At 61.2% G+C, this 20,328-nt stretch carries 16 protein-coding genes; 6 read left to right on the forward strand and 10 right to left on the reverse strand.

The window, feature by feature from the left end:
- Positions 1–12 precede the first annotated feature (12 nt).
- The 3 genes from AAFG16_RS18645 (at position 13) to AAFG16_RS18655 (ending at position 3,101) form a co-directional block, all read left to right on the forward strand.
- Positions 13–1,164, forward strand: a complete 1,152-nt coding sequence (locus tag AAFG16_RS18645) for a class I SAM-dependent methyltransferase (protein ID WP_342740939.1) — start codon at positions 13–15, stop codon at positions 1,162–1,164.
- Positions 1,161–2,078, forward strand: coding sequence for a Gfo/Idh/MocA family oxidoreductase (locus tag AAFG16_RS18650; RefSeq protein ID WP_342740144.1), 918 nt, complete (start codon positions 1,161–1,163; stop codon positions 2,076–2,078). The genes AAFG16_RS18645 and AAFG16_RS18650 overlap by 4 nt, the downstream gene beginning before the upstream one ends.
- An 84-nt stretch (positions 2,079–2,162) precedes the next feature.
- Positions 2,163–3,101, forward strand: coding sequence for a glycosyltransferase family 2 protein (locus AAFG16_RS18655; protein ID WP_342740145.1), 939 nt, complete (start codon positions 2,163–2,165; stop codon positions 3,099–3,101).
- Between the two features lie 776 nt (positions 3,102–3,877).
- Here the strand turns inward: AAFG16_RS18655 and AAFG16_RS18660 are convergent.
- A complete protein-coding gene (locus AAFG16_RS18660; RefSeq protein WP_342740146.1) occupies positions 3,878–5,536 on the reverse strand; it encodes a D-glucuronyl C5-epimerase family protein in 1,659 nt (552 codons plus the stop codon).
- Positions 5,537–5,746: 210 nt separating this feature from the next.
- On the reverse strand, positions 5,747–7,063 hold the full coding sequence (locus tag AAFG16_RS18665; protein ID WP_342740147.1) for a hypothetical protein: 1,317 nt from the start codon (positions 7,061–7,063) through the stop codon (positions 5,747–5,749).
- Between the two features lie 591 nt (positions 7,064–7,654).
- Here AAFG16_RS18665 and AAFG16_RS18670 point away from each other — a divergent pair.
- On the forward strand, positions 7,655–9,292 hold the full coding sequence (locus AAFG16_RS18670) for a carbamoyltransferase C-terminal domain-containing protein (protein WP_342740148.1): 1,638 nt from the start codon (positions 7,655–7,657) through the stop codon (positions 9,290–9,292).
- A gap of 225 nt (positions 9,293–9,517) precedes the next feature.
- On the opposite strand, the gene AAFG16_RS18675 is transcribed toward AAFG16_RS18670, so the two are convergent.
- Both AAFG16_RS18675 and AAFG16_RS18680 read right to left on the reverse strand, forming a co-directional pair.
- Complete coding sequence (locus AAFG16_RS18675) at positions 9,518–10,024, reverse strand: HAD family hydrolase (protein ID WP_342740149.1); 507 nt, start codon at positions 10,022–10,024, stop codon at positions 9,518–9,520.
- A 249-nt stretch (positions 10,025–10,273) separates the two neighbouring features.
- Positions 10,274–11,497, reverse strand: a complete 1,224-nt coding sequence (locus AAFG16_RS18680; protein WP_342740150.1) for an AMP-binding protein — start codon at positions 11,495–11,497, stop codon at positions 10,274–10,276.
- 86 nt (positions 11,498–11,583) lie between these two features.
- On the opposite strand from AAFG16_RS18680, the gene AAFG16_RS18685 reads away from it, so the two are divergent.
- Positions 11,584–12,726 (forward strand): AGE family epimerase/isomerase, encoded by a 1,143-nt coding sequence (locus AAFG16_RS18685; protein WP_342740151.1) that lies wholly within the window; start codon positions 11,584–11,586, stop codon positions 12,724–12,726.
- On the opposite strand, the gene AAFG16_RS18690 is transcribed toward AAFG16_RS18685, so the two are convergent.
- From AAFG16_RS18690 to AAFG16_RS18705, 4 genes are all read right to left on the reverse strand, one after another.
- Positions 12,723–13,562 (reverse strand): ABC transporter ATP-binding protein, encoded by an 840-nt coding sequence (locus AAFG16_RS18690; RefSeq protein ID WP_342740152.1) that lies wholly within the window; start codon positions 13,560–13,562, stop codon positions 12,723–12,725. The two genes, AAFG16_RS18685 and AAFG16_RS18690, sit on opposite strands and share 4 nt — an antisense overlap.
- A 161-nt stretch (positions 13,563–13,723) precedes the next feature.
- Positions 13,724–15,007, reverse strand: coding sequence for an ABC transporter substrate-binding protein (locus AAFG16_RS18695; RefSeq protein ID WP_283085772.1), 1,284 nt, complete (start codon positions 15,005–15,007; stop codon positions 13,724–13,726).
- Between the two features lie 46 nt (positions 15,008–15,053).
- Positions 15,054–16,127: a branched-chain amino acid ABC transporter permease gene (locus AAFG16_RS18700; RefSeq protein WP_283085773.1), complete on the reverse strand. Its 1,074-nt coding sequence runs from the start codon at positions 16,125–16,127 to the stop codon at positions 15,054–15,056.
- Positions 16,128–16,131: 4 nt separating this feature from the next.
- Positions 16,132–17,025, reverse strand: coding sequence for a branched-chain amino acid ABC transporter permease (locus tag AAFG16_RS18705; protein ID WP_342740153.1), 894 nt, complete (start codon positions 17,023–17,025; stop codon positions 16,132–16,134).
- An 80-nt stretch (positions 17,026–17,105) separates the two neighbouring features.
- On the opposite strand from AAFG16_RS18705, the gene AAFG16_RS18710 reads away from it, so the two are divergent.
- Complete coding sequence (locus tag AAFG16_RS18710; protein ID WP_342740154.1) at positions 17,106–17,471, forward strand: endonuclease domain-containing protein; 366 nt, start codon at positions 17,106–17,108, stop codon at positions 17,469–17,471.
- Between the two features lie 68 nt (positions 17,472–17,539).
- Here the strand turns inward: AAFG16_RS18710 and AAFG16_RS18715 are convergent, their stop codons facing one another.
- On the reverse strand, positions 17,540–19,471 hold the full coding sequence (locus AAFG16_RS18715) for a long-chain fatty acid--CoA ligase (RefSeq protein ID WP_342740155.1): 1,932 nt from the start codon (positions 19,469–19,471) through the stop codon (positions 17,540–17,542).
- Positions 19,468–20,289 (reverse strand): ABC transporter ATP-binding protein, encoded by an 822-nt coding sequence (locus AAFG16_RS18720; protein ID WP_283085776.1) that lies wholly within the window; start codon positions 20,287–20,289, stop codon positions 19,468–19,470. The genes AAFG16_RS18715 and AAFG16_RS18720 overlap by 4 nt, the downstream gene beginning before the upstream one ends.
- Positions 20,290–20,328 lie beyond the last annotated feature (39 nt).

Consider the following 20,328-nt stretch of genomic DNA (forward strand, 5'->3'; position numbering starts at 1 on the left):
GGCAATCACCCCATGTGCGACGACCTTGTTCAGATCGGCGAAGCCCGTGTTTGCAAAGAATACCCGATCGATATTCTTTTTTGCAGCCGCTGCATTACGGCTCATCAGCGCTTTCAAGTCCCGAAACAAGATCTGTTTCCCCAGACCTATCACTACAGATCGCGCCATACCGCGGACGTTCTTAATGGAATGCGGCAATTGGTCGATGCAACTGAGCAGATGCTGGGAGACCTGCGGGGCAAGAAAGTTCTGGATGTCGGGTGCAACGACGGCAGCTTGCTCGCCATCTTTGCCGAGCGCGGTGCGGCGACGTTCGGTGTTGAACCGACGGGCGCGGCGAAGGACGCCTTGGAACGTGGGCACCGCGTCGTAGAAGCGTTTTTTGGCGAGGCCGTTGCCGCTTCTTTCGTAAAGGACTGCGGTCGGCCGGACGTGATCACGTTTACGAATGTCTTCGCTCATATCGAAGATCTTGCCCATGTGATCAGGGCCTTGAAGCTGCTGTCGGGGCCGGACACCATGATCGTGATTGAAAATCACTACATCGGCGCCATTTTGGAAAAGAATCAATTTGACACCTTTTATCATGAGCATCCCCGTACCTACAGTTACACATCGTTCGCATTCATTGCGAATGCTCTTGGAATGCGGATTGCCAAGGTTGAATTTCCCCAGCGCTATGGCGGCAACATTCGGATCTTTCTGACGGGGGCAACCGGTGAACATAGCGGCCACGATCGCTGGCAAGAACTGAGCGCGAAAGAAAAGGACCTTGGAGATGGATTCCGGCGTCTTTCGAAGCGGGTCGAGATCTGGAAGGCGAATAAGTCTGCGAAGCTGCTGAGAGAAATCGAGCGACACGGCAGGCTGGTTGCCAAAGCCTTCCCAGGGCGCGCGGCAATTCCGATCAAGATTCTCGGATTTGACGTGGATCAGATTTCGGCGGTTTACGAAAAACCAGGATCGGGAAAGATTGGACACTACGTGCCAGGTACCCGCATTCCCATTCTCTCGGATGACGACTTCGTTGAAGGGAAGGGGCCGCTTTTGAACTTGGCGTGGCACATTGCGCCTGAAATCCATGCCTACATGCGCGGTCGTGGCTTCAGCGGCGATATCATCGACATCATTTCTCCTGCGGACTTCGTGGACGGCGGCAAATGAAGGTCGGCATTCTCGGTTCCGGCTTCGGCCTCTACGGATATTTTCCTGCGATGCTGGCCTGCGGAAGCGAACCGATTTTTTTGCCGGAACGATACCGAGCGATTCTGCTGAAACGAGACGACGTCGGCCATCTGGTCGATAAGGTGCAGTGGTGCGCTGACGAGGAGACGTTATTGGATCGTGTGGACGCGATCATCATCGCCAGGCGTCCAGCGGACCAGGTCGAACTCGTGGCCGACTGTTGCCGGCGCGGAAATATCCGGCGAGTGCTTTTGGAAAAGCCGATCGCTCCGAATCCCGAAGCGGCAGACAGATTGGTCGAGGATCTGCTCGCAGCCGGCAAGAAGTTTCGGATAGCCTACGCTTTCCGCTACACCGACTGGGGAAAGCAATTGTTGCGGGCGCGGGTCAAAGGCGGTCTTGACGGTGCCATTAAGCTTGTGTGGCACTTCCTGGCGCATCATAGGAAAACCCGGGCGCCGACCTGGAAGCGCCACGTGTCGATGGGCGGTGGCGCGATGCGGTTTTTTGGGATTCACCTGATCGCGTTGTTGTCGGAGCTCGGCTATACCGACGTTTTGACTTCGCAAATTAGTTTTGAGCACCCCGACGAGGCCGATCGTTGGCAGGCGACTTTCACCGGGCCCAATCTGCCGTTGTTCGAGATCGACGTTGACGCGAACGCCTCTCGGGAAGGTTTTTCGGTCGGCTATTCCGCGAAGGCGATCAGCCTATCCGATCCGTTTCAGGCAGAGGACTCAGCCGGCAAGTTCGATCGACGGGTAAGGGGCCTTGCTGAGCTATGTTCGGATTTCCTGCAGGATGAGCCGGCATCACTTTCCTGGTATCGAGGGTCGTTGCGCCTCTGGTCGAAGGCCGAGGAGGTAACGCAGCGGGTGTCCGGAATCGGATAAGCGACCGCTAGATCCGCGAACCTGGCCGAGGTCGAAAGCCAAAACCCACGACAGCCATTTTGTCATCGCTGCGAGACGACAACCATGAAGACCATCAGCATCGTAACGCCCTGCTACAATGAAGAGGCAAGTATCGTCGAATGCGTGGAAACGGTTCGTTCGATCTTCAGACAGCAGCTCCCGGATTACAAGCTTGAGCAAATTTTTTGCGACAACTGCTCGACCGATCGAACGGTCGACATTTTAAAGGGACTCGCAGCGAGCGACCCAAGCATCAAGATCATCGTCAACTCGCGGAATTTTGGTATTCTCAAGAACACTTACAACGGTGTTCTTGCCGCAGGTGGGGACGCGGTTCTGCTATTCTTGCCGGTAGATCTTCAGGATCCGCCCGAGTTGATCCCGCAGATGGTCCGGTTGTGGGAAGCGGGCAATGAGATTGTGTATGGAATCAGGGCGGAGAGGGAAGAGAGCGCGGTTCTGAAGTTTACCCGCAAAGCCTACTACCGGATTTTGAGCCGGCTGACTTACGTGAGCTATCCGCCGGATGCAGGCGACTTCCAACTCGTCGATCGTCGGGTTATCGACGTAATGAAACAGATAGACGATGCGCAGCCGTTCATGCGCTTGATGACGTTTGACTGCGGGTTTCGCTCGACGGGCATTAAGTATACGTGGCGAGCGCGCAAATACGGACGGTCGCGCAATCGGCTTTCCCACATGCTCGATCAGGGAATGAATGGCATCATTAGTTTCAGTGGTGTTCCTGTTCGGCTTGCCTTGTTTGTCGGCATCATTGTGGCTGCCGCAAGCATACTATACGCGCTTGTTGTCATGCTGCTGACTCTGACGGGCCACGTCAATACGTTTCGCGGTGTGCCGACTATCATCGCCGCACTTTTCTTCTTTGGGGGGGTCCAGCTTTTCTTCCTCGGGCTGATTGGCGAATACATCTTGGCAATCTTCAATCAAGTCAGGCGCAAGCCTTTGGTTATCGAGCGTGAGCGAATTAATTTTCAATGAATGGATGGGAGTTGGAGGCAGTGCAATGACGACGGCTCCATATCAATTGGCTGGTTTCCGTATGACATCGATCGAAGAAGGTCGCCTACTGCGTTAGGGCGGATCAGCCCACTGGTCCTGTTCGGGGCGGCTCGTCTTTCTATCAGTCTAAAGGCGAGTGCAGACATGCGCGGCCATTCTTTTTAGCGCCGGTGCTTTTCTAGAAGAATGGCCGCTTCTGTGCAGTATTTTTCTCTAAGACTTTTTCTGCCAGCGCTTAGTCTTCTACTTGTCGTTGGTTATCAAGCGGCGCCCGGAAGGCTTTTGCGTTCGTTTCTGGCGCATTCGTGGCCCTTGCGAGCGAGTAATGGCTAGCTACGGCGTTGCCGTTGTCGCGCTGGCATGTTTCGCTGGGCACGACGCCGGAATGGTCTGCGTTTTTGCAGCGGCGTTGCCCCGACTTCGGCATGCAGGCTGAGCTCCTTAAGCAAAGTGGGGCTTGCTGGATCCGGTGGGCCAAATTGTGCAGTTGGCGCGCCGCTGATCTATGCCACTGAATCTCATAAGGACGCTGCAAAGTCCGGCCGAAGCGAGGTGAACCTAACGATGTTTTCGGAAGCTGTACCGTGCAGTGTTTTCCCGCCGAACGGGTAGGCAGCACGTCAGCTCTGATCAGCCGCGGCGCCTTGTTCGGCCTTGTCTCCGGGCTACCTCGGTTGCCGAGTTCGACGCTCGCGCAACCGGGGCCTGCGAGCCCGAGGTCTCGGCGCGGCAGTTCGTCCAGCTCGGGATGAGTTCTATTCTCGGTAAATGAGCTGGTTTCCCGGCACGCTCATGATTTCGAGCCCTTTCCACCCGCGCTCGCCGACAGCTTGCGTGCAAAGAACACGGAATTGATACAGGTCCGCGCCCTGTGCCACATCCTGAGTTGTTTCAGGGATTATGGTGTCCCATTGCCAAGACGCCTTGGCCAAGCCTTCATTAGTGTTCGCGTGGCGATAGATTACAAAAACCTCGCGCTTGCTCTCATGAGGAGCGTCGAGAGATAGCCTAAAACTGGATCCCCCCATCCTGACCGGATCCGTTGTCCGGCTGCAATTGGGGATCGTCCGGTCCGTCCAATCCATCCTTCCCAGCCATATCTCGCTGATTACAAGCCTGTTCTGGTCGTTGAATTTCGTTGCGGCTATTTTCACCTCCTTGGGATTCAGTTCGGCGAAGTGAAGGTATAGGTACCTTCGATCGCTCGTCTGATCGTAGGGGATCGGCCTGAAGTCTTGTTCTCCTTCGGATTTGATCTCGATTCGTAGATCGGTCGGATATAGTTCTTTGTTATACAGTCCAATCCGCAAGGTATTGATCGGCCCTGGCTTTTTTAACTTGACCAAAACTGTCGCGGGCCCCTCTTCGTCAGCGCCGAAATAGGTGTCGATATTTCCGTCAAACAGCTTGTCGGCGCCAAAGCCGGGGATCGAAATCGGGGTAACAGTCACTTCCTCGATATTACCCTTCAGCACGTCTTGGCCGCTGAACTTAGCGAGGCCTCCCGAAAGGCGATAGTAGCCATCGAGGTCGCGTTTCACCGTGCCGTGTGAATTGCGCGACCCCTCCTCATAGAAGGAGCCCCATCTGAGGCTTGTCGACAGCATTAACGGGTCGTGTGTGATCTCAAAAAGCTGCATCAAGAGCCGAACAAACGCCAGCCCGTACATATCGTGGGCGAGCGCTGGCGGGCGTGCGGAATATCGATCGGTATGGAACCAGCTGCCGGTATCATATTGCTTCAGTGAGGTTCTGAGGCTCGAAAAGATTATTTGAAAATCGCGCTCCGCTTGCGTGTCGTTAAAGGCGTCGGCAATTGCCCGCAATGCGAGCAACCCATCAATGTCGCCACCCAGCGCGAGGGAAGGTGGATCGGAAGGGAATTCTTCGATCCATGCGCCGCCTTCGGGCGTTTCCTGGAGAGTCCCGCCTTTTGCGACCGGTAACATCATGAAATTCTTCAAGCTTTGAATCAGGTGGACGACCGATTCGTCCTGCGTGTCGCGGAAGTATTCTACCAAAGCGCGGATCGCGCTTGACTGGGCGCTGCCGGAGTACCAGCCGGCTTTGAGGCCATAGTTCCAGACAAAGTGATGCTGGTAGCCGGCAAGGTTTGGGCCGATAAAAACGGCGTTGCTCATCAGCCAATGGATCTGCGCCAGCGCAACCGTCCATTCTTCGGCCTTGCGGTTTTGTCGAAAAGTGTTAATGCATGATCGTGCCAGTTGAGCGATATTGGTCGGATTATACTGCACCCCCATATTGCTGACATCGCCCCAGCTCTGGGCGCCATAGTCGAAAATGGCGACGCCGCTGTTGTCGAACTTCGACCCTTCCGTGCAGCTAGCGGCCCGTGCGGAAGTAGCAATACAAGCCAACCCTGAAACCAAAATCGCGAATATCGTTCTGCGCATCGACAGCGTCCCCCGTAGCCGCGTAATACACGGCTGTCCGTGCGCGATCAATCCGCGGATTTCCGGCGTCTTGCCACAGCTCGATGGATTCGATGCGTCGTTCGTTCTGCCTCGAGGGTTTCCGACTGTTGGCGGACAAGAGAGATGATGGACATCGGGCGTGCCCGAAGATGAGCTTGCCAGCAAGGCTTGCTCGGCTGGCTTGGTGAGCTAATGTTCGGGGGGCTGGCGTGGCGCCGTCATGGCGGCGCGAGGTGCGACGTACCACAGCAGGAAAAGAAGGGCGGCGCCGTTCGTCAACAGGGTCGTTGAAAGCGGGACATTGAGCAGAACGTGGGGGAGGAGCCCTGCTGAAAGAAGGATAAATCGCGGCGATAAGCCGGAAGACACGCGGTTTGCGAGAGCGATGACCAGTCCGCAACCGAACGCGGACAGCGGGGCCAGTGTTGGACCGAGGGAGGCAATACCTTCTGTTGCGAACAAGGAGGCGTTGAATGCACCGAGCTGATAGGCCTTCGACATCACGACGGATAGCGGCTCGTCATAGGGGCAAGTCATAACGAGCTTCGATACTTTGACCTGACAGAAATAGGTTAGCACGTGCTCCGAGAAGAAGTTGTTGTAGACCTCCAGCGCAACCGACGGCATCGCGATCAGACGGCCGTTGACGATTCCTGCGTAGAGCAGCCCGTAGCCGGATGGAATGGCGCCGGCCCTCGTCAGAAGAAACAATATGATTCCGATTAGCATCGGTAGCAACAGAGACAGGATGGTCGCGGTCCTAGCATGGGTCAACCTTGACAGGAGTGCGAGGAACAACAGCCAGAGCGGCGCAAAGAGCGTCAGCTTGGTTAGAGTGATCGGGTATAGAAGCAGAAGAAGCGCAAGGGATATTCCGGCGCGCCAGTAGAACTTGCGGTCCACAAAGCACGCGAAGGCGAACGGAAGGAGCGCGTTCGATGATATGCCGATCGCATACCGAACCGGCGCCGGAAATTCGATCTCTGCGCGATAAATGTATATCTCGGACAGGCCTATGAGTCTGAAGTTATAAACGGCGCCGACCGCAACGGTCGCCGTCCCTAGAAACAGGATAAGCGAAAGAAGCTTGTCGAAAGTATTCGCCGACATCACGAACCGATGTCTGATCGGCGACGTGATGAACAGAGCGGGCAGAACGAATGCCAATCCAGACAGGACAATCGAGATCTGAGCCAGCCGATGATGATACGAAAGGAGCGAGAACTCAATCAGCCAGAGATACCCTGCAATCATCGTGTAGAAATAAAAGCTTACAACGTAGCCGAAGCTGAATTGGGCGTAGACAAAGAGGACCGTGACCAAAGCGAAAATCGAGACGTTGAGTATCGCGGGTAGCAGGTGCGAGCTGTCGTACTCAAGCACGCCGGGAAAGGAGTTTATGGCCCAGGAAGAGGATACGCAGAGTACCACCGTATGGACCAAGAGCAGCAAGCCTAGCAAGCGGCGGTCGACGGCGAGTCTCGGCGATGCGGCAAAACTGTCCATTGGTTATTTTACCTATTCCGTGGGCGTAGCGAGGACTGTGCACTGACCGTCCATTTGTGCGCAAGGCTAGAGAAATTGAGTGATAGCTTCGATTACCTGGCAAGCCGTATATCAATTGCGCCGAAGGATATGTTCCCCGACTATCTTCGTGTTGAGCTGCACTGCTCGTAGGCTTGGCAGGGGGGCGAACCGGAGATGGGGGAACGAGGGGCTTAACCCGGCCGATCTTGCTGGTTGCGCTGGTGCCGTTTTTCCGAAGCGCGGTTATCGGTTTGCCTATGCGGAAGCGTTGAATGACTCGGGATTCTTTAGCCTTCGGTCAGGATGTTTTGCTATCTGGTTGCATTCGCTCAAGGGCTTTCTTGTCGGAATCGGAGCAGCAAGCGGGCGGTTTCGGCCAGCACGGATTGGCTAAACATGCAGAGATTGCCTCCGGTGACGCTTCCAGCACGCCGTCAATCAATCTCAGATCCTGAGGCCGAAAAAATGTCCGGCGTCCTCGTTGAGGACCCCGCCGGATCTGCGCGCGTCGGGAGTTATTTACTTTGCCTCAAGTTGTTGTAGAAGGCGGCCTTTCGAGGGAATACACGCATGTATGTGATCGGTATCAGCTCTGGCATCAAGCACGGCCACCACGATGGCGCGGCGGTGCTGTTGCGTGACGGTGAGCTGATTGCCGCCGCGGAAGAGGAACGATTCACGCTGGCCAAGCATGCGCGCGGCGAGCTGCCGCGCGGCGCCATCGGGTACTGCCTGAAGCAGGCCGGCATCACCATGCGCGACGTCGACTGGATCTGCTCGCCGCTGAAGACCTATACGAACTACACGCAGCGCCTCACCGAATATTTCAAGTACCAGTTCGGGAACAGCCCGAAGATCGAGCTCTACGACCATCACCTCTGTCACGCCGCGAGCTCGTTCTACGGCTCCGGTTTCTCCGAGGCGACCGTTGCCTGTTTCGACTTCTCCGGCGATTCCAGCTCCGGTCTCGTCGCCCATGCGCGCGGCAACGATTTTCGCGTGCTGACGCGGTTCGGCCGCCACAACAGTCTCGGACTCTATTACGGGATGCTGACGCAGTATCTCGGCTATCAGATGACCAACGACGAGTACAAGGTCATGGGCCTGTCGTCGTATGGCAGCCCCGAATATCTCGACAAGTTCGCCAAGCTGCTGCGCCCGGCCGGTATCAATTACGAGCTCGATCCCGAACTCGACAAGCGCAGGCGCGACGCCGACATCTTCACCAGCGATTTCTCGACGCGGCAGGAGCGCATCTTCACCGAGAAGATGGAGGAGATATTGGGCCCGCGGCGGCTGCGCGGCGCGCCGCTCGACCAGCGGCTGACCAACATCGCTGCGAGCGGCCAGAAGCAACTCGAGATCGTCACCACCGAGGTGATCCGCTCCGCGATCGCCGAGACGGGCTGCGGCGACGTCTGCATCGCCGGCGGCGTCGGGCTGAACTGCAAGATGAACATGGAGATCGCGGCCGAGCCGTCGGTGAAGCGTCTCTACGTCCCGCCGGTGCCGCACGACGCGGGCGTGGCGCTGGGCGCCGCGATGATGAAGTGCGCGGAGGCCGGCCATGCGATCGCACCGCTGACCCACGCCTACTGGGGACCGGAATATTCCAACGACACGATCCGGGAGACGCTGGACAAGATCGGCGCGAAGTTCGAGCTGCTCGACGATCCCGTGGCGCGCTGCGTCAGCGACCTGACGGAGCAGAAGACGGTGGGGTGGTTCCAGGGACGGATGGAATACGGTCCGCGGGCGCTCGGCAACCGCTCGATCCTGGCCGATCCGCGCCACGCGGGCATGAAGGATCGCATCAACCTCACGATCAAATATCGCGAGGAGTTCCGTCCGTTCTGCCCTTCGGTGCTGTACGAGCGCCAAGCCGAATATTTCGAGGACACGTTCGACGCGCCCTTCATGGTGGTGACGTTTCCGGTCAACGAGAAGGTCGCCGAAACCATGCCGGCGGTGGTCCACGTCGACAACACCGCACGCATCCAGAGCGTCCATGCGGACAGCAATCCGCTCTACAGCCGCCTGATCGGTGAGTTCGCGAAGGCGACCTCGTTACCGGTCCTGATCAACACCAGCCTCAACATCAACGAGCAGCCGACGGTGAACGCACCGCTGGAGGCTCTGCATACCTATTTTTGCTCCGGTCTGGACGTGCTGTATCTCGGGCCCTACCGGCTGTCGAAGCCGCGCTAAAGCGCGATGAGATTTGGATGAATCGTCATCGCGCTTTAGGTTGTTATTTACGCATGATTTTTCCGGAAAACCGCTTCGCACTTTTCCGGATCATGCTTTAGGTCGCAGTCCGTCCCTTGTGGCTTGGCTTCTCGCGAAGCGAGCCGCCTCACGTCGCAGGCTGCTCGATCTCGGTCACCTCGATGAGCCAGGTTGGCAGGCTCACTTGGGCTGAATCCCGCGGGTTCAGCGCATGGAGAGCGCTTGCCGCACGAAGGCTTCGAGGTTTCCGTCCTGGAACAAGAGGCCCTGAATGCCCGCAGCCTCGGCCGCCTCCAGGTCGCTTGGCTTGTCCCCGATCAGGATGCTTCTGTCGGCTGCCACCGGGAAGCGCTTGAGGAGGTCGGTGATCATGCCGGGCGCAGGCTTGCGACGGTCGCTTACGCGCCGATAACGCTCGATGATGGCTTCGGGATGATCGGGACAATATTCGAACGCGTCGATATGCGCGCCGATCATCGCCAGCTCCTGCGAGATCCAGCGGTGGAGAGCCTGGACGTCGCTCTCCTCGAAGAACCCACGAGCCACACCCGACTGGTTGGTGACGACAAAGGCAAAATAGCCCGCGTCGTTGACGAGCTTGACCGCTTCACGGGCGCCATCTCTCCACTCGAACCGGCTCGTCTCGAAGACGTAGCCGTGATCGTGATTGAGCACGCCATCGCGGTCGAAAAAGACCGCCGGGCGCACCATTGTCGCTGTCATCTGCCGCCCCTGATCGTTGTGATCTTTCCTCACAGCTCTTCAAGCGGTTTGTCAAGGAGGCGAAGCCGATCGCGAGCGGAGTCCGCGAGGAGCCTTCCGCTGCAATCTCGAGCGCCGAAACGCCAGCAGAATGGCGCGCCCTCTCGATGCTAGCGGATGGAATCACAGCCCTTGTCGGGGTCGTCGGATCGGCCGCGCTATCTCAGCAGCTTTTGGACGCGCCGCGCCATTGAACGGTTACCGCTCGTCCGCGATCATCTTGCCGTCGTTCGGCAGCGCGCCCGGGTTGACCAGCTCGACGGTGCCGCCGAGTTTCGTCACCGCGCGCAAGGTGGTGGCGATCTCTTCGCGTAACACATCGCTCGCGGTGGCCGTTTCCACTTTCAGCGTCATCGCGTCGGTCTCGCCCTGGCGCGTGACGACGAGGCGCAGGCGGCCGAGCGCGGAATGGCGGTTGCCGATCTCGGCGACCTGTTCGGGCCGGACGAACATGCCCTTGACCTTGGTGGTCTGGTCGGCGCGGCCCATCCAGCCCTTGATCCGCATGTTGGTGCGACCGCAGGGGCTGGCGCCCGGCAACACTGCAGTGAGGTCGCCGAGCGCAAGCCGGATCCAGGGATGGTGCGCGTCGAGCGAAGTCACGACGATCTCGCCGACATCGCCCGGAGCCACGGGATCTCCGGTGCCGGGCTTGACGATCTCCATGATCAGGTCCTCGTTCACGACCATGCCCTCGCGCGCTTCGGTCTCGAAGGCGATGAGGCCGAGATCGGCGGTGCCGAAGGCCTGGTAGGCGTCGATGCCGCGCGCCCTGATCTCGGCCTGGAGCGAGGGCGGGAAGGCCGCGCCCGAGACCAGCGCGCGCTTGATCGAGGAGACGTCGCGGCCCGCGTTTGCCGCTGCGTCGAGCAATATCTTCAGAAAGTCCGGTGTGCCGCTGTAGCCGACCGGGCGATAGGCCTCGATCAGCTCGAATTGCTGCTCGGTATTGCCGGGGCCGGCCGGGATCACCGCACAGCCGAGCGCGCGCGCCGAGGCGTCGAAGATGAAGCCGCCTGGGGTGAGGTGATAGCTGAAGGTGTTGAGCACGACGTCATCAGGGCGGAATCCGGCCGCAAACAGCGCCCTCGCGCCGCGCCAGGGATCGGCCTGCCGCCCCTCCGGCTCGAAAATCGGGCCGGGCGAGGTGAAGAGGCGGGCGAACGATCCCGGGGCCGCCGTGACGAAGCCGCCAAAGGGCTGGGAGGCCTTGTGCAGGGCCGGCAGTTCCGACTTGCGCAGCACCGGCAAGCCCGCCAGCGCCGCCCGGGAGGTCACGGCGGTGGGATCGATGCCCTTCAGCCGCGCGGCATAGGCGGGCGCTGCCATCGCGCTGCGCAGCACCTCCGGCAGGCGGGAGAACAGCTCTTTCTCGCGCGCGGCCGGTTCGCGCGTTTCGCGGGCGTCGTAATGGGCGGTCATGGCGGGTCTTTCCGGGTTGGCATCCGTTGCGCGCCGCCGCCGGCATGGGTATCAGACGGCCATTGGCTCGGCTTGAAGAGGACGTGATGGCGGACGAAGGAATGATTGCGGCGGACGTCGTCCCGCGCCTGAAGCGCCGCATGATCGAGGACGCCCTGCCGCTGTGGTCGACGATCGGCTGGGATGATGCCGCAGGCGGCTTCATCGACCGGCTGCACCGCGACGGCACGGCGGACGCCGCCGCGCCGCGGCGCGTGTTCGTGCAGGCGCGCCAGATCTGGTGCTACGCCAAGGCGGCGCAGATGGGCTGGTATCCGCAAGGCCGCGCCATCGCGCTGAAGGGGCTGGAGCATCTGCTGGCCAAGGCGAAGGCGCCCGACGGCAAGCCCGGCTATGTGCACCGGCTGACGCCGGAGGGCGCGGTGCTGGATGCCCGGCGCGATGCCTATGATCACGCCTTCATCCTGTTTGCGCTCGCGGCCGTCTACGCGCTCGACCAGGACGCCCAGGTGCGCGCCGAGATCGACGCGCTGCTCGCTTTCCTCGACGGCCACCTGCGCTCGCCGCATGGCGGCGTCCACGAAAGCCTGCCGGTCTCGCTGCCGCGGCGGCAGAATCCGCACATGCACCTGTTCGAGGCGATGATCGCGTGTTTCGACGCGACCCACGATCTGTCGTTCCAGAACCGCGCCGGCGAATTCTTCGCGCTGTTCCTCGCCAATCTCTACGACAAGCAGAAGCACATCCTGACGGAGTATTTCGAGGAGGACTGGTCGAAGATCGAGCCGGTCAGCGTCGAGGCCGGCCATCAGGCCGAATGGGTCTGGCTCTTGAAGGGATTTGAACGCATCACGGGCTGCCCGACCGGCCAGCGCCGCGCCGAGCTGCTCGCGACCGCGCTGCGCTATCGCGACGAGGCGACCGGTTGCCTCACTGACGAGGGCGATGCGAGCGGCGACATCCGCCGCAGCACGCGGCGGCTGTGGCCGCAGACCGAGATGGCGAAGGCGTGGATCGCGCAGGCCGAGTCCGGCGAGGCGGGCGCGGCGGACGAAGCGCGTGCGGCGCTGGTACGGCTCGAACGGCATTATCTCAGCCATCCCGTCAAGGGCGGCTGGTACGACCAGTTCGATCGCGACGGCAAATCGCTGGTCGACACCATTCCTGCGTCGTCGTTCTATCATGTTCTCTGCGCAGTCACGGAAGCTGAGCAGGTTTTGGAAGGTTAGAGCCACCGCTTGCGCCGCTTGAAGCTCTTGAGGTTCTTGAAACTCTTGCGCTGGTCGCCGGCGCCGCCGAGGTAGAACTCCTTGACGTCCTCGTTGTCGCGCAGCTCGTCGGCGGTGCCGTCGAGCACGACCTTGCCCTGCTCCATGATGTAGCCATGGCTCGCCACCGACAGCGCGGCGCGCGCGTTCTGCTCGACCAGCAGGATGGTGACTCCGAGGTCGCGGTTGATCTTCTGGATGATGGAAAACACCTCTTTCACCAGCAGTGGCGACAGGCCCATTGACGGCTCGTCCATCAGGATCATCTTCGGGCGCGCCATCAGCGCGCGGCCGATCGCGAGCATCTGCTGCTCGCCGCCGGAGAGATAGCCGGCAAGGCCAGTGCGCTCCTTCAGGCGCGGGAAATAGTTGAAGACCATGTCGAGGTCGGCATCGACCTCGCGGTCCCGGCGGGTGAAGGCGCCGAGCCTGAGGTTTTCCAGCGACGTCATGTCGGCGACGATGCGCCGGCCCTCCATCACCTGGAAGATGCCGCGGCGGACGATCTTGTCGGGATCGATGCCGTTGACGCGCTCGCCCTCGAACAGGATCTCGCCGCGCGTAACCTCGCCGTCCTCGGTCTTGAGCAGCCCCGAGATCGCCTTCAGCGTCGTCGACTTGCCGGCGCCGTTGGCACCCAGCAGCGCCACGATCGCGCCTTTGGGGACGTCGAGGCTGAGGCCGCGGAGCACCAGGATCACGTCGTCATAGACGACCTCGATGTTGCGCACGGCAAGGAGTGCGGCGGGTGCCACGGCGGTGGGAGTGGGACGGGTTGCTTCAATGGTTTGGGACATGCGTCTTCATTCTCCGCCGTCGTCACCCGCGAAGGCGGGTGACCCAGTATTCCAGAGACGCCTGACGTTCCCCGAGAGACCGCGGCGTACTGGATCCCCCGCTCCAGTGCGCGATGCGCACAAGGCGGGGGATGACAGTTGTCGTTGGGTGAGCGCCAGGCTCACCAGCCCAGCAGCTCCGGCTTGCGCGGCAGCTCGACGGTCTTGACCTTCTCGAGCTTGATCGTGCCCTTGGCCATGAGGTCGTTGAGGTCGCCGTCGGTCGCGCCCGACACCTTGGTGCGGTAGAGGTCGACCTTCAGCGTGCCGCGATGGTCCTTGTCGGTCCAGGTCGAGGGATTGCAGACGCCCTCCATGCCGGCCGGCACCCAATCCTTCTTCTGGTAGAAGCCCTTGGCGACGTTCTCGCCTGTGGCGCCGCCGTTCTTGGCGGCCCAGTCGAGCGACTCCTTCATGTACAGCGCCGAGCAGACCGCCGCGATGTAATGCACCGGGCGATAGACCTTGCCGGTGGGGTCCGACATCTTGGAGATCTCCATCACCGTCTTCATGCCGGGCGCATCGCCGCCCCAGCTCACCGCGGTGCGCAACGGGAAGATCACGCCATTGGCGGCGTCGCCTGCGGTCTTGGCGGCGTTCTCGTCCATGCCCCAGACATTGCCGAGGAACTGGATGTCGACGCCGGCGGTCTTGCAGGCCTTCATCACCGAGATGTTGGAGGCCGCGGTGTTGCCGAGATAGGCGTAGTTGGCGCCCGAGGATTTCAGGCTCAGGCACTGGGCGCTGTAGTCACCCGGCGAGAGCGCGAACACCAGCGGCGGCAGCACCTCGAAGCCGAGCTCCTGCGCCATGGCTTCGCCGGCGGCCTTCGGCGCGTTCGGATAGGGATGGTTGGCACCCATGTGCACGAATTTCGGCTTGCCGGACTTGCCTTTGGCCTTCCAGTCCTCGGCGGCCCATATCAGCATCGCGCGCAGCGAGTCCGAATAGCTCGGGCCGTAGAAGAAATTGTACGGCGCGGGCTTGGCCTTGCCGCTGACTCCTTCGGGATCGGTGAGAGCGGCGGCATAGGAACCGGAAAGATCGGGGATCTTGTCCTGCGCAAGGAAGCCGGTCAGCGCCTCGGTATCGGCCGTGCCCCAGCCCATGATCGCGGCGACCTTGCTGTCCGGCGCCGACCATTTCTTGTACAGCGCGATCGCGCGCGGCACCTGGTAGCCATAGTCGTTGGTATCGACATTGAGCTGCTTGCCATTGACGCCGCCATTCTTGTTGACCCAGGCGAAGGTGTCGGCGACGGCCTGGCCGTAGGGCGTGCCGACGTCGGAGGTACCGCCGGAATAATCGGCGAGGTGGCCGATCGCGATCTGCGCCTGCGCGCCCGCCGAGAATGCGGCAATCGCGATCGCGAGCGACGCGGTGCTCAAAAAGGATTTTGTCTTCATTGGTTGCCTCCTGCTGTTTTATTCGTTGGTTCGTCAGTTTCCGTGCTCAGTGCGAGAACGGGTAGAGTTTCCAATACGCCTTGATCTGCCGCCAGCGATGCGCAAGCCCGTCGGGTTCGAACATCAGGAACGCGATGATGATCACCCCGATCGCGATCTCGCGCAGGAAGGTGATGTTGTTGTTGAGCGACAGCGCCTTGTCGATCGCGCCGCCCTTCAAATAGAGGCTGATGAACTCCATCGTCTCCGGCAGCAGCACCACGAAGGCGGTGCCCATCAGCGTGCCCATGATCGAGCCGGTGCCGCCGATGATGATCATGGCCAGGAACAGGATCGAGCGCTCGATGCCGAAACCCTCCTGCGACACCACGAGCTGGTAATGTGCATAGAGCGCACCGGCGATGCCGGCGAAGAAGGCGGCGAGGCCGAACGATAGCGTGCGGTATTTGGTGAGGTTGATGCCCATGATCTCGGCGGAGAGATAATGGTCGCGGATCGCCACCAGCGCGCGGCCGTCGCGCGTTCGCATCAGATTGGTGACGAGGATGTAGCTCGCCAGCACGTAGGCCAGCACGACGTAGAAATACTGCTTATCGCCGCGTAGCGTGTAGCCGAAGATCGAGAACGGCTCGGCGCTGGCCGGCACCGAGCCGCCGGAGAACCATTCGGCGCGGGAGAAGAAGTCGAGCAGGATGTATTGCGCGGCCAGCGTCGCGATGACGAGGTAAAGGCCCTTCAGCCGCGCCGCGGGGATACCGAAGATCAGCCCGACCAGCGCGGTGACTACCCCTGCGAGCGGGATCGCGAAGAACACCGGAATCGGCGCGTTGTTGGAGATGTAGGCCGAGGTGAAGGCGCCGAGCAGGAAGAAGGCGGCGTGCCCGATCGAGATCTGGCCCGTGAAGCCGACCAGGATGTTCAGCCCGAGTGCCGCGATCGAGAAGATACCGATCTGGATCAGGATGCTGAGCCAGTATCCGCCAAGGAATTGCGGCACGAGGCAGAGCAGCAGCACGCCTGCGATCGCAAAGTTGCGGCTGGTGTTGGTCGGAAAAATTGTGGTGTCGGCCGCATAGGAGGTGCGGAAATCACCAGCGGGAATGAGGGCAGGGCCGGCCATGGGATCAGATCCGCTCGATGTCGTGAGTGCCGAACAGCCCGTAGGGCTTGATCATCAGCACGATGATGAGGACGTAGAACGGCGCGATCTCGTAGAGATTGCCCCAGTGCAGATATTGGCTGTCGACATATTGGGCGACGTTCTCGAGCAGCCCGATGATGATGCCGCCGAGTACGGCGCCGCCGACTGAATCGAGCCCGCCGAGGATCGCCGCCGGGAATACCTTGATGCCGTAGGCGGCGAGGCCCGAGGACACGCCGTTGACGACGGCGACGACGACGCCGGCGACGGCCGAGACCGTCGCCGAGATCGCCCAGGCCATCGCGAACACGCTCTTGACGGAAATGCCGAGCGACTGCGCGACCTGCTGGTTGAACGCGGTGGCGCGCATCGCAAGGCCGTATTTCGAGGCACGGAAGAACCAGGCCATGCCGATCATCATGGCGATCGAGACGACGAGGCTCATCACGTAGACGGTCTGGATCTGGAGGCCGAACAGGCTGACCGACTGGCTCTCGAACACGCGCGGGAACGGCTGCGGGTTGACGCCGAACATCCATTTCAGCGTCGCCTGGAGCACGGTGGAGAGGCCGATCGTCACCATGATCACGGAAATGATCGGCTCGCCGATCATCGGCCGCAGGATCAACACCTGGACCGCGATACCGAACACGAACATGAACACCAGCGTGATCGGCATGCCGATCCAGAACGGCACCTGGTATTTGGCGAGCAGCGCCCAGCAGACCCAGGCGCCGACCAGCAGCAATTCACCTTGCGCGAAGTTGACGACCTGCGTCGCCTTGTAGATCAGCACGAACGACATCGCGACCACGCCATAGAGCGTGCCGACCACGAGGCCGTTGACCAGGAGCTGGATGAGGAAGGCGGTGTTCATGTATGGTGGACCTTTCGCCTCTCCCCGCTTGCGGGGAGAGGCCGACGCGCAAAGCGCGGCGGGTGAGGGGGAGCCTCCGCATGCGAGGTGCTGATGAGGTTAAGACAGAGCGCGCCAGGCACTTGCGCGCCGCATTGACTGACGCGGAGCGGACGCTCTGGTATCGCCTGCGCGCCCGCAGGCTGAACGGCTACAAATTCGTCCGACAGGAGCCTATCGGGCCGTACACTGTCGACTTCATCTGCCGCGAAGCCCGGCTGATCGTCGAGGTGGACGGCGGGCAACATGCCAACAATCCGCGCGATGCCGTGCGTGACAAGTGGCTCGCCGACCGCAACTATCGAATCCTGCGGTTTTGGAACAACGACGTGTCTCGCAACTTGGCTGGCGTTCTCGAAACGATTGTCACCGCCCTCGCGGAGGCTCCCCCTCACCCGGATCGCTGACGCGCTCCGGCCTCTCCCCGCAAGCGGGGAGAGGCGAAGGGCAGCGCCGCGCTCGGCGATCACCAGGCTCACTCCGCAGCCTCCGCCATATGCCCGTGTCCGCCGAGATCGACGACGCGCAACGTGGTGCGCACTCTCTGCGTGGTGCCGTCCTGGAAGCGGATCACGGTGTCGACGGGGATGTCGGCATCGCCGTGGTAAATGGCGTCGATGATGCCTTCGTATTTCTCGTTGATGACGCCGCGGCGCACCTTCCTGGTGCGGGTGAGCTCGCCGTCGTCGGCATCGAGCTCCTTGTAGAGCAAGAGGAAGCGCGAGATGCGCTGGGCCGGCGGCAGCGTGGCGTTGACGGTCTCGACCTCCTTCTGGAGCAGCGCATAGACCTCGGGCCGCGAAGCGAGGTCGCTGTAGGTGGTGAAGGAGAGGCGGTTCTTCTCCGCCCATTTCGAGATGATAGAGTAGCGGATGCAGATCATCGCGGCGAGCGCGTCGCGGCCGGCGCCCAGCACCACGGCTTCGGCGATGTATGGCGAGAACTTCAGCTTGTTCTCGATGAACTGCGGCGAGAAGCGTTCGCCGCGCGAGGTCTCGGCGAGATCCTTGATGCGGTCGATGACGACGAGCTGGCGGTTGGCGTTGAAATAACCGGCGTCGCCCGACAGCATCCAGCCATCCTTGATGTCCGCGACGCTCGCCTCGGGGTTCTTGTAATAGCCGAGGAACATGTTGGGATGCCGCACCACGATCTCGCCGACGCCGTGGACGTCGGCATTGTCGATGCGGATCTCGACGCTGTCGGCCATCGGCACCCCGGTCGTGTCGGGATCGACCTTGCCCTCGGGGTGTAGCGTATAGGCGCCCAATAGCTCGGTCTGGCCGTAGAGCGTGCGCAGCGGCACGCCCATCGCCTGGAAAAACTTGAACGTATCAGGGCCGAGCGCGGCGCCGCCGGTCGCGGCCGAGCGCAGGCGGGTGAAGCCGAGCCGGTCACGGAGCGCACGGAACAGGATCGCGTCGGCAAAGCCCGAGCGCTTGCCCTGTTCGAGCGCGGCAAGACCCGACTTCATGCCGATGTCGAACAGGCGCTGCTTGAAGGGCGTCGCGTCCATCACCTTGGCGCGGACGTCGGCGGCGATCGACTCCCAGACCCGTGGGGCAAAGAGCACGAAGGTTGGCGCGATCTCGCGCAGATCGTTCATCATTGTGTCCGGCTCTTCGACGAAGTTGATCTTCATCCGGCAGAGCAGGCCTTTGCCGAGCACGTAGACCTGCTCCATGATCCAGGGCAGCGGCAGCACCGAGACGTATTCGTCGTCCGGGCCCTTCGGATCGAAGGCGAGATAGGTCGCGCAATGGCCGAGCACGCGCCCGGCGGCGAGCATCGCGAGCTTGGGATGCGAGGTGGTGCCCGATGTGGTGCAGAGGATCGCGACGTCCTCGCCCCTCGTGGCATCGACGAGCTTGTCGTAGAGCTCCGGCTCCCGTGCGGCCCGCGCGCGGCCGAGCTCGGCGAATTTTTCCGCCGACATCAGGCGCGGGTCGTCGTATTTCCGCATCCCGCGCGGGTCGGAATAGATGATGTGCCTGAGTTTTGGCACGCGGTCGGCCAGCGTAAGCAGCTTGTCGACCTGCTCCTCGTCCTCGGCGAAGACGAGCTGCGCTTCGCCATAGTTGAGAAGATAGGAAGCCTCTTCATCCAGCACATCGCGGTAGAGACCGAGGCTCAATCCGCCGATCGCGTGCGTCGCGACTTCCGCCGCGACCCAGTCCGGCCGGTTGTCGCCGATGATGCCGATGACGTCACCGCGCACGAGACCGAGCTCGACTAGGCCGAGAGCGAAATCGCGCACCCGCGTCTGGTAGTCGTTCCAGGTGAACAGGCGCCAGAGGCCGAGATCCTTCTCGCGCAGCGCGATCTCGTTGCCATGCTCCTTCGCGTTGAGCCGGAGCATTTTTGGATAGGTGTTGGCCTGCGCGACGCGCCCTGCGTAATCCATCATGCCGCGCTCTCCTGTGCGGGCGGGGCATCGTCGGGATCGACCAGCACCTCGTCTTCTTCACCGAGATAGGCGCGCTTGACGTGGGGATCGGCGAGCACGGTCGCCGGATCGCCCTCGGCGATCTTGCGGCCGAAATCCAGCACCATGACGCGATGGGAGATGTCCATCACCACGCCCATGTCGTGCTCGATCATCACGACCGTCATCCCGAACTCCTCGTTGAGATCGACGATGTAGCGGGCCATGTCCTCCTTCTCCTCGAAGTTCATGCCGGCCATCGGCTCGTCGAGGAGGATGAGGCGCGGCTCCAGCGCCATGGCGCGGGCGAGTTCCACGCGCTTGCGCAGGCCGTAGGGCAGGGTGCCGGCGGTCGCCTTGCGCACCGACTGGAGGTCGAGGAAATCGATGATTTCCTCCACCTTGCGGCGGTGCTCGAGCTCCTCCTTGCGCGCGCCGGTGAGCCAGTACAGCGAGCCCGTGAGGAAATTGTTCTTCAGGAGGTGATGGCGCCCGACCATGATGTTGTCGAGCACGCTCATGTGGTGGAACAACGCCAGATTCTGGAAGGTGCGGCCGATGCCGAGGGTCGGACGCGCATTCGGCGTCAGGCCTGTGATGTCGCGGCCCTGGTAGAACAGCTGGCCTTCGGTCGGCTTGTAGCGGCCGGAAATACAGTTCACGATCGAGGTCTTGCCGGCCCCGTTGGGGCCGATGATCGAGAACAGCTCGCCCTCCCTGATGGCGAAGCTGACATCGGTCAGCGCACGGACGCCGCCGAATCGCAAGGACACGCCGCGCACTTCGAGACTGGTAGCCACCAAACAAATCCCTCCCGGTGATGGCGCATTCAGTGGCGC

It is taken from the genome of Bradyrhizobium sp. B117, from assembly GCF_038969555.1.
Taxonomy (GTDB): Bacteria; Pseudomonadota; Alphaproteobacteria; order Rhizobiales; family Xanthobacteraceae; genus Bradyrhizobium.